This is a genomic window from Coraliomargarita parva, from assembly GCF_027257905.1.
GTDB classification, from domain to species: Bacteria; Verrucomicrobiota; Verrucomicrobiia; order Opitutales; family Coraliomargaritaceae; genus Coraliomargarita_A; species Coraliomargarita_A parva.
Genome location: NZ_JAPZEI010000005.1, coordinates 106,801 through 120,646 on the forward strand (window position 1 = coordinate 106,801; position 13,846 = coordinate 120,646).

Annotated in this window: 13 protein-coding genes; 5 read left to right on the forward strand and 8 right to left on the reverse strand. The window is 53.8% G+C overall.

Annotation, left to right across the window (positions count from 1 at the left end; translation table 11 throughout):
- Positions 1-61: 61 nt before the first annotated feature.
- From O2597_RS08765 to O2597_RS08785, 5 genes are all read right to left on the reverse strand, one after another.
- Positions 62-700, reverse strand: coding sequence for an SGNH/GDSL hydrolase family protein (locus O2597_RS08765; protein ID WP_269524037.1), 639 nt, complete (start codon positions 698-700; stop codon positions 62-64).
- Positions 701-749: 49 nt separating this feature from the next.
- A complete protein-coding gene (locus O2597_RS08770; protein ID WP_269524039.1) occupies positions 750-1,157 on the reverse strand; it encodes a gamma-glutamylcyclotransferase family protein in 408 nt (135 codons plus the stop codon).
- A gap of 67 nt (positions 1,158-1,224) precedes the next feature.
- Entirely contained in the window at positions 1,225-1,755 is a 531-nt protein-coding gene (locus O2597_RS08775) for a carboxymuconolactone decarboxylase family protein (RefSeq protein WP_269524041.1), read from the reverse strand.
- Between the two features lie 8 nt (positions 1,756-1,763).
- Positions 1,764-2,291, reverse strand: coding sequence for a peroxiredoxin (locus O2597_RS08780; RefSeq protein WP_269524043.1), 528 nt, complete (start codon positions 2,289-2,291; stop codon positions 1,764-1,766).
- A 132-nt stretch (positions 2,292-2,423) separates the two neighbouring features.
- A complete protein-coding gene (locus O2597_RS08785; RefSeq protein ID WP_269524045.1) occupies positions 2,424-2,993 on the reverse strand; it encodes a TetR/AcrR family transcriptional regulator in 570 nt (189 codons plus the stop codon).
- 147 nt (positions 2,994-3,140) lie between these two features.
- On the opposite strand from O2597_RS08785, the gene miaB reads away from it, so the two are divergent.
- Positions 3,141-4,517 (forward strand): tRNA (N6-isopentenyl adenosine(37)-C2)-methylthiotransferase MiaB, encoded by a 1,377-nt coding sequence (miaB, locus tag O2597_RS08790; RefSeq protein ID WP_269524047.1) that lies wholly within the window; start codon positions 3,141-3,143, stop codon positions 4,515-4,517.
- 10 nt (positions 4,518-4,527) lie between these two features.
- On the opposite strand, the gene hspQ is transcribed toward miaB, so the two are convergent.
- Both hspQ and ispH read right to left on the reverse strand, forming a co-directional pair.
- The gene (gene hspQ, locus O2597_RS08795; RefSeq protein WP_269524049.1) at positions 4,528-4,887 is read right to left on the reverse strand and encodes a heat shock protein HspQ; all 360 of its coding nucleotides are present in this window, start codon (positions 4,885-4,887) and stop codon (positions 4,528-4,530) included.
- 32 nt (positions 4,888-4,919) lie between these two features.
- The gene (gene ispH, locus O2597_RS08800; RefSeq protein ID WP_269524051.1) at positions 4,920-6,599 is read right to left on the reverse strand and encodes a 4-hydroxy-3-methylbut-2-enyl diphosphate reductase; all 1,680 of its coding nucleotides are present in this window, start codon (positions 6,597-6,599) and stop codon (positions 4,920-4,922) included.
- Positions 6,600-6,733: 134 nt separating this feature from the next.
- Here ispH and O2597_RS08805 point away from each other — a divergent pair, with 134 nt between their 5' ends.
- From O2597_RS08805 to O2597_RS08820, 4 genes are all read left to right on the forward strand, one after another.
- Positions 6,734-7,102 (forward strand): type II toxin-antitoxin system RelE family toxin, encoded by a 369-nt coding sequence (locus O2597_RS08805; protein ID WP_269524053.1) that lies wholly within the window; start codon positions 6,734-6,736, stop codon positions 7,100-7,102.
- 5 nt (positions 7,103-7,107) lie between these two features.
- Complete coding sequence (pssA, locus tag O2597_RS08810; RefSeq protein WP_269524054.1) at positions 7,108-7,953, forward strand: CDP-diacylglycerol--serine O-phosphatidyltransferase; 846 nt, start codon at positions 7,108-7,110, stop codon at positions 7,951-7,953.
- Between the two features lie 252 nt (positions 7,954-8,205).
- Positions 8,206-9,336, forward strand: coding sequence for a DNA polymerase III subunit beta (gene dnaN / locus O2597_RS08815; RefSeq protein WP_269524056.1), 1,131 nt, complete (start codon positions 8,206-8,208; stop codon positions 9,334-9,336).
- A 67-nt stretch (positions 9,337-9,403) separates the two neighbouring features.
- A complete protein-coding gene (locus tag O2597_RS08820) occupies positions 9,404-10,294 on the forward strand; it encodes a hypothetical protein (protein WP_269524057.1) in 891 nt (296 codons plus the stop codon).
- Positions 10,295-10,328: 34 nt separating this feature from the next.
- Here the strand turns inward: O2597_RS08820 and O2597_RS08825 are convergent, their stop codons facing one another.
- A complete protein-coding gene (locus O2597_RS08825; RefSeq protein WP_269524059.1) occupies positions 10,329-13,829 on the reverse strand; it encodes a sensor histidine kinase in 3,501 nt (1,166 codons plus the stop codon).
- Positions 13,830-13,846: the final 17 nt, after the last annotated feature.

Here is a 13,846-nt window from a genome sequence, read left to right on the forward strand (position 1 = left end):
GCCAAGAAAAAGGCGGCCAAAAAGGCCGCCAGTAAAGAAGCACCGAGCGAGTAGGGAGAACTTACCACTCGAATCCAACCGCATCCAGGAACGCTTTTGCGATCACTGCGTGGCCGGTTGGCTTCGGATGTACCCGGTCACTGCAGAGCTGTTGGGTGTGGTTGTGCTTGAGCCAGTCGTCGAACGCCGCTTGAACGTCGACGAAGATCAGTCCGTTGCGTTCAGCCACTGCTTTCGCCTTCGCGCCATATTCATCCATCGTCTTTCGCATCGGGTCTTCCAGATTGGTTTCCAGGTAATAGGGCGACATAACGATGACTGTTTTCACACTCGGGAGCGTTTTCTTCACCAGACCTTCCAGCTTGGCTTCATAGTCTTCAATGCTGACCTGATCAGGCATCAGACTGCCAAACTCAAAATGGCGCCACACATCATTGATCCCGATCATGATCGATACGGTATCCGGCTTCTGGGCCATGACATCAGCGTCCCAACGCGCTTCCAGGTCCGTGACCCGGTTACCGCTGATCCCGAAGTTCAGGAACTGAATGGTCAGTTCCGGATAGTGGGCCCGGATCAAAGGCACAATTTGCGAGGTGTAACCGAAGCCCAGATCGACCCCGTTTGTGTCACGATTGCGTCCGCAATCCGTGATCGAATCACCAATAAAGAGATGAGTTGAACCGTTTTCAAATAGCATAGCCGATGAGCTGACCGTGTCGGGAGCAGGAATTCAAGCCGTGATTTATTCAAATCGGCCAATTTCCGCTTTTCAGGCGCGTGCCACCGAATTCCACCACCTTTGCTTCGGACATCTCGTAGACCCAGACCGGACCGAATGATTCACCGGCAGGATTGAAACATTCCACCTTCAGCCGGTTATATTCATTCTCATGCAAGGGCCGGCCCGGTTGGTAGTCCTCGAGGGTATCCAGATGGAGGAAGTCCTTTTGCTCCGGAAAGGTCATGATGAAGCCCTGCACCCAGCTGTCCCCTCGCAGAATCAGACCGGGATAGCCGACATGCAGATCATACAGCTCCCCCCGTACCATAGCCGGCAGGGGCGAGGCCACCTTGCCCTCACAATAACGGGGCCAGTAACGCCCACCGGGCTTCAAGGTGCCATAGACAAAAACGGTATACTCGCTGACAGACATGCAGGTATAGAAATAAAAAGGGGCGCTGCTTTCGCAACGCCCCTGAAATGGAAAATTGAAGTTTTTATCAGGCGAGGGTCTCCAAAGCGACCGCGACACCATGCAGGACGGAGGCGATCCGGACCGCGTCATGGATATTGTCTTCATTCAGGCCACCGGCCTTGACCGCCGCCTCGTGCGCCTTCAGACACATTTCACAACCGGCGAGTGCAGCCGGAGCGATGGAGAAGAGTTCGAACAGGACCTTGCTGGTCGCCACCTGCTGCATGCGCATCATGCGGAGATTGGCCGGACGCTGATTGTAGGCATCACTCGCCATGAGGTGACGAAAACGATAATAGATCGTGTTCATCCCCATGATCGCGGCCGCCGCCTTGGCGTCGGCCAGCACTTCAGCACTCACACCGGCAGCCTTGGCATCTTCGAGGACGGCCGCGGTCAGCTCCGGATGGCGAATGAAATAGGCTGCAGTCAACGCGGTGCCCCAGGTTTGGGCCGCATCGAGCGATTCTTCCGCCGCCAAGACACGCTTGGCGTTGATACGCAGGTCCTTGGCTTCCTCGGGAAGCTGGGCAAGCAGTTCGGTAATCTTCTCCATGAGAGTTATCAGACTTTGATGGTTTCGTCGCCCTTATTCCAGTTGCAAGGGCAAAGCTCGTCGGACTGGATTGCATCCAGAACACGCAGAATCTCCTTCACATTACGGCCGACGCTCAGGTTGTTGCAGGACGCATACTGAACGACACCGTGGGGATCCACGATAAAAGTGGCACGCAGGCAGACATTTTCCTCAGCGTCCAGAATGCCCAGTTCACGGGCCAGTTTCGGAGCCGCAATCAGCGGAAGTTTCAGATCACGAAGATCTTCGTGGTCGTTGCGCCATGCGAGGTGGCAGAATTCATTGTCCGCACTCCCGCCGATGACCACGGTGTCGCGGTCTTCAAACTCGCCGACATTCTTGCTGAATTCCACGATTTCAGTCGGGCAGACGAAAGTGAAATCCTTCGGGTAGAAGAAAAAGACCTTCCACTTGGCTTCGTAGCTTTCGCTGGTGATATCGATAAGATCGTCGTTGGTCAGACCGTTGCAGGCCTTGACTTTGAATTGCGGGAATGAATCGCCGACAGTAATCATTGCTGTGTATTTGGTTTGGTTGAGTTTCGAGTGTAGCGAAAGAGCCGCAGGTTGGACGGGCTCCACCCGCTGTCAAGTCAGCTCGGGCAATTTAGTTACTCGACCGGCCACACACACCGGCCAACCACTGCTTCAGGCAGCTTCCACTTGGCACAGCTTCTCGGCTACCACCAAGGCATCTTCCAGAGGCCAAGTCGCCTTCAGGTTCTGGCACTCGGTCATCGCACCGGAATAGAGCAGGAACACGGCGGTTCCGATACGACGGGCCTGCGACTCGTCGACGATGGTTTTGACCAGATCGATAAAGAACTGAAGCTGCGCCCGCTTGTATTGATCGATCAGGTATGCGAGTTCCTCATCGGCCTCCGCATCAATACAGGCAGCCGTATTCGCAAACTGGCAGGAACGGAAGCCGTTGGTCTCCACCCAGCTACGCATGGAAAGGAAGTACTTGCGCAAGCGCTTGTCGCGCTCCCCGGCCCGGCTTAGGAAATCACTGTGGAAGACATCCATCCGGCGGATTAGGCGCTCCAGCCACGCCTTGCCCAGCGCTGTTTTGGTACTGAAATTCTGGTGAAAAGCAGCCTTGGGCAAGCCACTGGACTGAATCACATCATCAATAGTCACCGCGCCATAACCGCGCTTGTGAAACAGCTCGCCAGCCTTGGCTAAAATGATTTCGCGTGGGGGGTGTACTGCCATTGCACCATGAACAGAGACCCAGGACCCAGCGTCAAGTCGTCAGGCGCCGACAGCCCGAGTTTGAGAAATTTCTAACAGATCAGGCGAAACCGGGGACAAGTTCAGAGTTTACAAAGCCGTCCCCCTGCGCATTCTCCCGCTCTCCACATGAACCGGGTCCATATCAAAACCTACGGTTGCCAGATGAATGAGCGCGACTCCGAAGCCGTTGCCGCCATGTTGCGGGGCAAGGGCTATTCGATCGTGGACAATGAGTTCGATGCGGACGTGATTCTTCTGAACACCTGTAGCGTGCGCGATCAGGCGGAACAGAAGGCGATCGGGAAGGCCGGCCATGTGAGCGCACGGAAAAAAAAGAACCCGAACCTGATCGTCGGGATCATGGGCTGTATGGCGCAGAACCGTGGGGACGAGCTCGTGGACCGACTGCCCGACCTCGACCTCATCATCGGCACCCAGAAATTTCACCGCGTGCCGGATCATCTCGACAACATGATCGCGACCCTGCAGGGCCAGGGGCCTCGTCCGAGCACGGTGATCGACTTGGAAGAAGAAGCCGGTTCCCAGAATACGATCCGCTCGCATGTGAAGGACAGCCGCCAAGTTTCCGCCTTCGTCAGCATCATGCAGGGCTGCAACATGAAATGCTCCTACTGCATCGTGCCGAAAACCCGGGGCGCGGAACGCGCGCGCCCGATGGAATCGATCGTCGAGGAAATCGAGGAGTTGGCCGCCCGAGGCACCAAGGAAGTCACTTTGCTCGGGCAGATCGTTAACCAATACGGGATCCGTGAATTTCCCTTTGTCGACAAGAAGAGCCCCTTTGTGCAACTCTTGGAGAAGGTGAATGCCATCGAGGGCATCGAGCGGATCCGTTTCACCAGTCCGCATCCAGTCGGTTTCAAAGAAGACCTGATTGACTGCTATGCCCGACTGCCCAAGCTCTGCGAATACCTGCATTTCCCGATGCAGAGCGGGAGCGACCGTATTCTCAAGGCGATGCGCCGTCCCTATACGATTGAGCGCTTTCGCCGGATCATCGATCAGCTCCGGGCCGTCCGCCCGGATATTTACATTTCAACCGATGTGATCGTCGGTTTTCCGGGTGAAACCGATGAAGACTTCGAGCTCACCCGTCGCGCCTTCGAGGAAATCGCTTTTGATATGGCTTTCCTTTTCAAGTACAGCGTGCGTCCGGGTACGACGGCCGAACCGCTGGGTGATCCGGTGAGCAAGGAAGTCAAAGAGGAACGGAACCAAGTCCTGCTCGATTTGCTGGGGCAGAGTTCATTGTCGCGGAACCAATCACTCGTGGGGCACATCGAAGAAGTGCTGATCGAGGGCCCTGCCAAACGTGGGGAGGGCATGTACATGGGCCGCACCCGGGGGCATCGCAAAGTCGTCGTTCCGGCCAGCGAGCGTCTGGTTGGCGAACTCGTTCCCGTCCGTATTCTGGAAGCCACTACGACAACCCTGAGCGGCGAACTCGTTCTCGAAGGCATCGAAACAGGCCTTGCAGGCTGAGTCGCGGACCTCAGGCCGTATGACAGTTCGCTTGCTTGGCGTGCTGGTTGCGCACGTAAGCACCGTCCTTGAAACAGCAGAAATAGCTCTCGATCCGCGGATGATTGATCGGCTGCTTGCTCGTATCCAGTTCAAGATTGGACTGCGCCACGTAAGTACTCAACCCGCCACTGTCATGTACCAACACATGGTACCAAGGCTGATTCCGCGACGGCTGTGTCTTGTTGGCCATGTACCATTTCTCACCGGCCATGCACACCGCATCCAGCGAGACAATCACACCACGGTAGCCATAGAGCCTGTGGCGGACCAATGCACCCACCTCGAAATCGGTTGGGACTCCTTCACAATCTGTTAGGCTAATCAACATTTTGATTAACTTTACCTGAATTCAGGGAAAGCTCAAGTATCTGCATCAAATGCTTTAAGAATACTTTCAATGCTATGGAGTTCTTCAGACGGAAAGAAACTGTTAATCCGGTGAATGACCTGTTGAATGATACCGTCAGGACAGGAGGCGCCTCCGGTCAGCAAGATCCTCAGGGGACGATCCGCCGGTTTTAGAAAGCAACGCACGATCTCGCTTTCGATGACCGTATCGGAAGGGTTATACGGAAAAACATAATGACGGATCGAATCCAGCGAGAGGATATTGGCTTCCGACTGGATGTAATGTGCCTTATCCCCAAAGCGTTCCTTACAGACACGGTAGAGCTGGTATGTATTCGAGCTGTTCTTGCCTCCAACTACAAGCGCCGCATCCACAGGCTGCTCGACAGCCTTGCGCAGCGCATCCTGGTTGACCTGTGTAGCATAGCAAAGCGTGTCCCCCTTGCCCTTCGACCAGAGATGGGACTCCACCGCAGCCTCACCGAATTTCTTGGCAATGATAGCACGCAGGTAGTCTATAATCCGCAAGGTCTCGTTGCGGAGTAGGGTGGTTTGATTGACCACAGCCAGTTTTTCCAGATCACGCTCCGGATTAAAATCCTGCGAGCACAACCCGGCAAAGGACTGGTAAAAGAGCCGGGTCTTATCGGAACCGGAAGCAAGAATGACCTCACCGAGCTTTTCCGCGTGTGCCATGTTGCGGATCATCAATGCGGGTCCGCAGCTCGAGCTGTTTGAGAACGTTGCTTTGGTTTCCTCATGCTCCGACTTTCCATGAATCAGCACGGTAAAACCTTCTTCCGCATAGCGACGGGCGGCTTTCCAGACTTTTTCCACCAACATGCAGGTTGCGTCATTCTCCCGGATCGCCAGCCCCCGCTTAATCAGGCGTAACTTGTCTTCATTGGTCGCTCCAAAAGCAGGAATAATCACGATATCGTCTTCCGTGAGCTGATTCCACAGCGTTTCAGGATCGTTGTGATCGGTCGCCACACTCCCGTCCGCGCGTATCGGAAGCCCCTTGTCGGTCTGCAGGTAACGGAGCCCACGTGCCAGCAAATCCTTGTTCACAAATGGGTTATGGATCAATTCACTCAACATGAAGACCCGCTTTCCAGGATGTGAGACAACAGTTTCGTAAGCGCGCTCAATTGCATTTTGCACCCCGAGGCAAAATCCAAAATGACTGGGGATGACATACTGTACCGGTCCGAAATCGAGCAAGGCAGGCTCGCCGGACGTCTTTTCCTTCGTCCGGCGGGCGGCTTTGATCGCCGCACAAAGCGCGCTCTGGTAGAGTGCTTCCGACTGGGCGTCCACATAGACCTCACGATTTCGTTCCCTAGCGGTACGGAAGCGGTAGATGTATTCGTTCTCGCTCAGGTCCAGGTAGGGGACACGGACCAGGTACGGCTCGAGCCGGCACCTCAGTTCCGTCAAACTTTCAGCACAGTCGCTCCGAGCCTCCAACTGGTACCAGCTCTGAAAACAAGCCGTTTCATTGCGGCCATCATCAATCCGGACATACACCGCAACCGGATGGCCACACCACTCAATCCGCGCAAGAAAAAAGCCGTCCTTTCCCTCACGGACACAGGCTTCAAGTTGCCCGCCGGCATTTTTGCGGACGAGTAATCGATTGCGTGAATCGAACTGCAATGTGATCACATCGGCTGGTAGGAGAGTACACATAAAACGTACAAGCTAAGCGTCCGATGGGGCATGGGTCAATCACCTGAGACAGGTGGAAGACTCGATTCTGCGATTGCACAAATCGTTATTGCATTCATGATTACGTTTTCACCTACAAAATATCAGCGATTCCAATGTTTCAGGTCAATTTTAGCGAACAAAGCATGCACGAGCTGAACAAGCTCGATACCCGCTCGCAAATGTTGCTGGTCGAAGTCGTCAGCACTCTGACCCAAGAACAATTGGACCATCCGGACGAAGAGCTGGGCCGTTTCCATCGCCAGGGAAAAACCTACTACCGTGTGCGCGCCGGTGAATTTCGCATCTACTTTGAGCAACAAGGAGATGCGCTCTATGCGCACTACATTCTGCACAAGAATACACTTTCCGATTTCGTCTTTCGTGTGAAGCTGCCGATCACCGAGGAATTCATGGTCGAGCAACACGACTCTTTCTGGAAATACCTGGATTCCCTTCGGCACAAAGATGAAGTCGCCGACTAAACCCAATGCCCGATTCCCCTGAGCACACACCCCCGAAATACGCAGACTCCGGTGAGGCTAGCCGCATCTACCTCCTGCCCAACAGTCTGACCGCGGGTAACCTTTTCTTCGGCTTTCTCGCCATCCTGCGCTGTATTCAGGCCAATTATGCCGAGGTACCGCTCGAAGTCTCCCGCCATTTCACCCAAGCGGTCTGGTTTATTCTCTTTGCCGTGATCTGCGATGCCCTCGATGGCCGCGTAGCACGACTGGGTGGCAAGGAATCCCTCTTCGGCAAAGAGTTCGATTCCATTGCGGATATCATCTCCTTTGGGGTGGCTCCGGCCATGATGATGATCTTCCTCATCCTATCCCCAACCGAGAAGTACCCGTTTTTCCTGCAAATCGGATGGCTGATCGCCTTCATCTACCTCCTCTGCGCCGGGGTACGTCTGGCCCGGTTCAATGTACTGACCCATCCGATGCTCCCACCGGCCGAGCAGCTCAAAGGCACCCATGATTTCCTCGGTCTTCCGGTTCCCGCCGCCGCCGGCATGATCGCATCACTGGTTCTGGTCCTAAACAGTTTTGAACTCCGCGGCCTCTCTATCCTCATGCCGCCATTCATGCTCGCGATCGCGGCACTCATGGTCAGCAACATCCCTTATCCCAGTTTCAAGAACGTCGACTGGCATACCAGTACCCGCTTCAGGACGTTCATCGGCATCGTTCTCGCGCTGAGCGGCATCTTCCTCTTCAAGGAGTTCGCCTTTGCCGTCCTCTTTTTCGTCTACATTGCTTACGGCCCGATCCGACATCTCTACCGCCGTCAACGGGCCCGTCGACACCTCGACCGAAAGGCCGCCAAATGAGATGTGAATTACTTTGGAATAAGTGTGAAGCTTCGGTGAACTACAGAAAACTTTTTCACATTGTTCACGTCCCTGTCACTTTTTCCACTTCGCTTTTCACAATAAAGATTTAACGTAAATAGCTTGAATACAGCAAGTTGATGAGTTTTTCTCCCCATTCACCATACCTACTGTTACGGAGAGATTTAAGTATAAAGAATCAATATATATATAAGGATTGCCAGTAACTCCCAAAAAACCAAAAAACGAATCATGAAGTTCAAGATCAACCAGGATCACTTTAGCAACGGTCTCCAACAAGTGCTCAACGTCGTCGCTACCCGTTCGACCATGCCGATTCTGAGCAACGTGCTGATCGAAGCCGCGGATGGACACATCTCCCTGACCACTACCAATCTCGATCTGGGCATTCGTTGCCGTATCAAAGCCGAAGTGGAGGAATCGGGCGGTATCACACTTCCGGTCCGCAAACTGGCGACGATTATTCGTGAACTTCCACAGAACGAGGTTTTCGTTGAAACCGGTGCAAACAACCAGGCCAAGATCACTTCCGGCGGTTCACTTTTCAAAATGATGGGCATCAGCACGGAAGAGTTCCCGCCACTGCCGACCTTCGAGAACCGCCACGTCTTCGAGTTGGGCCAATCCGACGTCGTCGGCATGCTGAAGAGTGTGTCCTATGCCCAGTCGACCGATGAGAACCGATATATTCTCAACGGTGTCTATTTCAACTTTGCGGATGAGAAGTTGACGCTGGTCGCGACTGATGGCCGCCGTCTCGCGCTGACCGCCCTGGAAACGGAAATCAGCGACGACAATGCAGGCAGTCTGATTCTTCCGGCCAAGACTGTCGCCGAGCTGGAACGTCTCATGGGTAAGGGGGAGAACGTCAAGGTCGCCTTCAACGACCGCCAGGTCGCCTTTGAAATCGCGATCGACGAAAGTGCCGGCGACACCGGGCTGGTTGACCACTTGTACCTTGTTTCGAAAATCGTCGAGGGGAATTACCCGAACTACCGGCAAGTCATTCCCAAGGAGACGGAACACCGCGTCAAAATCGAGCGTGAGCTCATGCTTGAGTGTGTGCACCGTGCCGCATTGGTGACCAGCGACAAGAGCAATTCCGTGAAGCTCAAGGTGAGTAAGAACCTGCTCGAAATTTCCGGTTCCAGTTCCGAGTACGGCGAGTCGCACGAATCCATGGCGATCGCCTACGACGGTCCGGAAGTGCAAGTTGCTTTCAATCCGCAGTTCCTGATGGAGCCCCTGAAGGCACTGGGCAAGGATGAAGTCTTCTTCGAATTCAAGGATGAGCTGAGCCCGGGCCTGTTCAAGACACTGGATAATTTCATCTGTGTCATCATGCCGTTGCGCCTCAACTAACTGCCGGCTTACCAATCGACTCCATATTTTCAACCGGTAGCTCACCACTGCCGGTTTTCTTTTCTCCATGTTTCAGGAAGGTTCAACAATCGAATACACGCTACTGGTCCTACTTAGCCTTTCCATCGCTTTGCCGGCCTTGTCCAGCCGGACCGGTATACCGGTTCTGGGTATCCTGGCCCGTTGGGTGCGTTGGTTCTTCATTGCTGCGTTGTTTACCTTTTTGATCGAGAAGGGGGGGATTTCAAGCCGCCCGCAGTGGGTCCACATGCTTTCGGGACTGGCACTCTGGTTCCTTTTGGAGACCGGCTACAATTGGATTGCGATCAAGGCCCTGAGCCGCAGTGAGCTGCCCCTCTTTCCCAGTTTCGAAATCAATCACGATGGCGATGAGTGGCCGGCCGACAACAGGGCGATCGATTTGAAGGAGTGGTTGCGGAAAAACCGTTTCAAGCGTCTCGGAGCCCTCAAATCCGAACTCTATGAAGGCACCTACCTCCGTGCCTCCGTGTATCAAAGTCCCGACGAGCTGAGCCGTTTGCACATCCTTTTCCTACCCAAGCGCAAAGGCGAGGCGAGTGCGTGTTTCACTCTCACAACGCTGAGCAAAGGAGGCGAACGTATTATCACCGACAATCATTACCTGCCCTACGGCGGGTACTATCCGGAAGCCTGGCATCTATGCCGCAAGCCATTGATCGGTTCCCTGCCTCGTTTGTTGAAACTGCACCATAATCGCTTGCTGCGCAGTAATATCGAGCCGGTTGTGATGGAAGACGACCCGCTGGAGGAGCTGAATGACCAGCAAAGAATCCTTGAGCGTATCAACACCGAAACCGGTTTCCTCATACCTAGGTCCTACCAGGAAGAGGAAGGAAAGATCAGTAGTGAAGGCCGCTATCGTCTCTGGAAGGAAATGTGGTTGCTTGCCTATCTTGGAAAGCCGGTTTGCGTATAAGGTCCCTTCCGGATGCGTTGATTTTCCTGCAGCCTTAGCCGGCGTCGTATTCCTGAATCAGCTGGATCAGCATTTCCCGAAGTGCCCGGCTGCGTTCGACTCGTAGCTCTTCACCACAGGCATGGATCTCCTCGATGAGCTGATCGAGACAGGAGTGCCGGAGGCTCAGGTTGAGGCCCTGTATTTCGGAGCCTGCCCGTTCCATGCGCTCGAGGTCCAGGATTTTGAGTCCCGGCATCAAGGTACGTTCACAGATGTGAAAGAATACCTTCTTGTCGGTGTAACTGCAGTTGTCCGTGTTCATGCACTCGTAGAGCGATTTCTTCAGGGCATGAAGCGTATCGTCGAGGTTGACAGGGGGGAAGGGAGAGGGACTCGTTCTGGGAACCCGTTTGCTGTTTGACTCCTGGCGGTCCTGCACGAATTCGAGGGAGTTGAAATCGAGTATGAAGCGGGAGCCTTGTCCCGGCGTGCTTTCAACCAGTATGGAACCACCCATCAATTCGGTGAGTCGCTTGGATATGCTCAATCCAAGACCGCTTCCGCCCTGTCCCTTCCTGTACTTGTTACCCTTGATCTGCTCGAAGGAGTCAAAAATGGAATCCAGTTTTCCTTGTTCGATGCCTTCACCTGTATCCGAAATAGTGATACGTAGGTGGACCCGGCTTTCATGCCATTTCATACATTCGATCTCAAGCTCGATCATTCCCTTGTCCGTAAACTTGACCGCATTCCCGATCAGGTTGACAAGGACCTGGCGCAGGCGCGCATCGTCAATCATCACATACTCGGGGGTATCGTCGCTGCTGGTGAACTTCAATTCAATGTCACGTCTTGCGACCTGTGGTTCGAACATTTCCAGCACGCTGGAGCACAGTTCGACCAACTGGGTCGGGTGCGGGTACAGCTCCAACTTATTGGCTTCGATCTTGGAGATATCCAACAGATCGTTAATCAATGTGAGAAGGGTTTTCCCGGAATTCAGCACCGAGTTGACATAGCGGCGATGCGAATGGTCAACCAGTTCATCGTTGAGGATCGTGGCAAACCCGATGATCGAATTCATAGGGGTCCGGATTTCATGGCTGATATTGGCGATGAATTCACTTTTCATCCTGTTTGCCGACTGTGCCTGGTCACGGGCCACCAACAGTTCTTCGCTCCTTTCTTCCAACTCACGGGTACGGGCGCGCACGAGGGCACTGAGTTTGTGTTGCTGTACTCTGGAATTATGCAGACGCAAATAGATGAATGCATAGATGAGGATGGCAGCGACTATGCAGCAGATCGCATAGAACCAGACAGTTTCATAGAAGTAAGGCTGTACCTTGAATTGAATCGAGGCGACATGTGTGTACTCGTCCTTTTGGTTGTCTGTTACGACGGCGACTTCAAAAGTGTAGTTGCCGGGTGGCAGGTTTGTATAGGTGGCATCGCGCCGCTGTGTTTCCTTCCAATCGTTATCAAATCCCAGCAAGCGGCGCTTGAACTGTATCCGCTTGCTCGCTTGGAAAAGCGGAGCACTGTAATTGACGTTGAGTTGGCGGAGTCCGGGAGGTAGGAGCAAGCCGCTTATGTTCTTGTTCGGAAAATCCAGCAGTGTCTGGTCGTTCACCGTGATATTTTCGATCAAGACATGCGGATCATAACTGTCCGGCTCGAACTCATCCGGAGCAACGATACAGACCCCCTGATTGAACGGTATCCAGAATTCATCCTCCAGCGTGAGTGCGTGGGAGAGTGCTGTAGCGTTATTTGAAGGCAGGCCATCCGATTTCAGGTAGCTCTTGTAGTCGACGCTGCCCTGCAGGGGATTTCCGTCAAAAGGCTTGGCGTCCAAGCGGTAGAGGCCGGAATTGGTGGACAGCCATAGGGAACCCCGGCCATCATTCCAGACATGAAAGATATTTGTACGTGGAAAGAACCCGGTCAGGTCATAGGCCGTCATACGATCTTTTTCCACACGTAGAATGCCCCCGCTGTACCCTGCCCAAAGAATACCGTCGGAGTCTTCGCTTAGGTGAAAAACGGTAACGTTTTCGAGCTTTGTATCCTTGGTGATGCTGTGGAGTGTGCCGTCCTTGACGTAAGCCAAACCGCCAGAAGCGATGGAATACCACATGCGGTCCCGGCTGTCACGGAAGAGTGAAATTGCCAGGTGGTCAGGCAGGGTCTGATTGGTTTCCGGGGTTTCAAAGCTTTCACCATCAAAGGTACAGGCACCGGAATATGTGGCGAGCCACAGTTTTCCATCCGGTCCTTGGGCAATGCGATAGATCGTGTCGGAGAGCAAGCCGTCTTCTTGCAAGTAGTTCTGCATCTTGTCGTCTTTCCAACGGTATAGGCCTTTGCCGTAGGTCGCAAAGTAGACCTCACCGTTTTCAAGAGCGACGATATCGGTTACATCAATGCCATCAAGCTCGTGATATTCATGAAACACCTGTCCTTTGAAGATACGACTCACGCCTTTATTTGAGCCGATGAAATAGTTGCCTTTCGGGCACTTCAGGATGCAGCGCACAATACCGCCGCGCAGGCCGTTCTTGCCGGTGTAAGTCTTGAACAAGCCTTTCTGGAGGATCTTGAGTCCCTTGTTAAAGGTTGTATACGCGATGCTGCCTTCCGGTGTCTGGGTAATCGACAAGACGTTGTCGTCAATGGGATCATCGAGCGGCTTCAATTTTTCGATTCCGCCTGCATTGTAGCGGTACATCCCGCTTTCCATTCCGATCCAGAGGCTGCCGTTTGTTTCGCTCAAAAGGTCCCGGCATCGTCCCGCATTCTTCAACTCGGGAACCTGGATTAGATTCCATTCCTTGCCATCATAATGCAGGAGGTCATTACTGGCGGTGATAACCCAGAGACCGCCTTCGCCGTCACCTTCCAGACGCTGGGCCCGGTCCAGGGCCGACCCGTAGACGGACATATCGAATTCGGTCCGTATGCCATCTTTAATGCGGAAAACCCCTCCGTCGTAATCGGCGATCCAGAGGTTTCCGTTCGGGGCAAAGACTGCGTCATAGATGCGCAGGCCCTCGATACCTGCCACCGGATATTCGACCAGTTGATCGTCTACGATTTGGTAGAACCGGCTGTCTCCCAGGAGGAGGACATGACCTTCCCAGTTGAGAAAAAGGGTGAAGTCCACCACGTTGCTGAACTCGGCGGTTTCCCAGGTTTTCAAGCTGCCTTCGTTATAGCGAAAGAGGTAGCGAGCATTGGTATCAAAGCCCCAGACAATATTCGATTTGTCGATTTTCAGGTCAAAGACACCTCCCCGGAGCGTGGCGTAATCACGGTGCGAAATCAGGTCGAAATCGTGTCCGTCATAACGGATCAAGCCTTCGAAACTGGCGATCCAGAGATAACCCTCTTTCGAGGTGGCGATAAAATTCAGCTGATCCATGGGCAGTCCCTCTTCCGTGGTGAGGGATTTGACCACGTACTCGCTGAGTGGGATGACCTTCGTATTGGATCCGGACAGTGTGGCGCTGAAGCAGACGAGACTGATGCAGGCAGCCGACAGGATCGTCACGGGTTTTAGGCAGCGAT

What these genes read in the sequence shown, in the direction of transcription:
- O2597_RS08765 (WP_269524037.1), bottom strand. Translation starts at nt 700, where the DNA reads ATGCTATTTGAAAACGGTTCAACTCATCTCTTTATTGGTGATTCGATC.
- O2597_RS08770 (WP_269524039.1), bottom strand. Translation starts at nt 1,157, where the DNA reads ATGTCTGTCAGCGAGTATACCGTTTTTGTCTATGGCACCTTGAAGCCC.
- O2597_RS08775 (WP_269524041.1), bottom strand. Translation starts at nt 1,755, where the DNA reads ATGGAGAAGATTACCGAACTGCTTGCCCAGCTTCCCGAGGAAGCCAAG.
- O2597_RS08780 (WP_269524043.1), bottom strand. Translation starts at nt 2,291, where the DNA reads ATGATTACTGTCGGCGATTCATTCCCGCAATTCAAAGTCAAGGCCTGC.
- O2597_RS08785 (WP_269524045.1), bottom strand. Translation starts at nt 2,993, where the DNA reads ATGGCAGTACACCCCCCACGCGAAATCATTTTAGCCAAGGCTGGCGAG.
- miaB (WP_269524047.1), top strand. Translation starts at nt 3,141, where the DNA reads ATGAACCGGGTCCATATCAAAACCTACGGTTGCCAGATGAATGAGCGC.
- hspQ (WP_269524049.1), bottom strand. Translation starts at nt 4,887, where the DNA reads ATGTTGATTAGCCTAACAGATTGTGAAGGAGTCCCAACCGATTTCGAG.
- ispH (WP_269524051.1), bottom strand. Translation starts at nt 6,599, where the DNA reads ATGTGTACTCTCCTACCAGCCGATGTGATCACATTGCAGTTCGATTCA.
- O2597_RS08805 (WP_269524053.1), top strand. Translation starts at nt 6,734, where the DNA reads ATGTTTCAGGTCAATTTTAGCGAACAAAGCATGCACGAGCTGAACAAG.
- pssA (WP_269524054.1), top strand. Translation starts at nt 7,108, where the DNA reads ATGCCCGATTCCCCTGAGCACACACCCCCGAAATACGCAGACTCCGGT.
- dnaN (WP_269524056.1), top strand. Translation starts at nt 8,206, where the DNA reads ATGAAGTTCAAGATCAACCAGGATCACTTTAGCAACGGTCTCCAACAA.
- O2597_RS08820 (WP_269524057.1), top strand. Translation starts at nt 9,404, where the DNA reads ATGTTTCAGGAAGGTTCAACAATCGAATACACGCTACTGGTCCTACTT.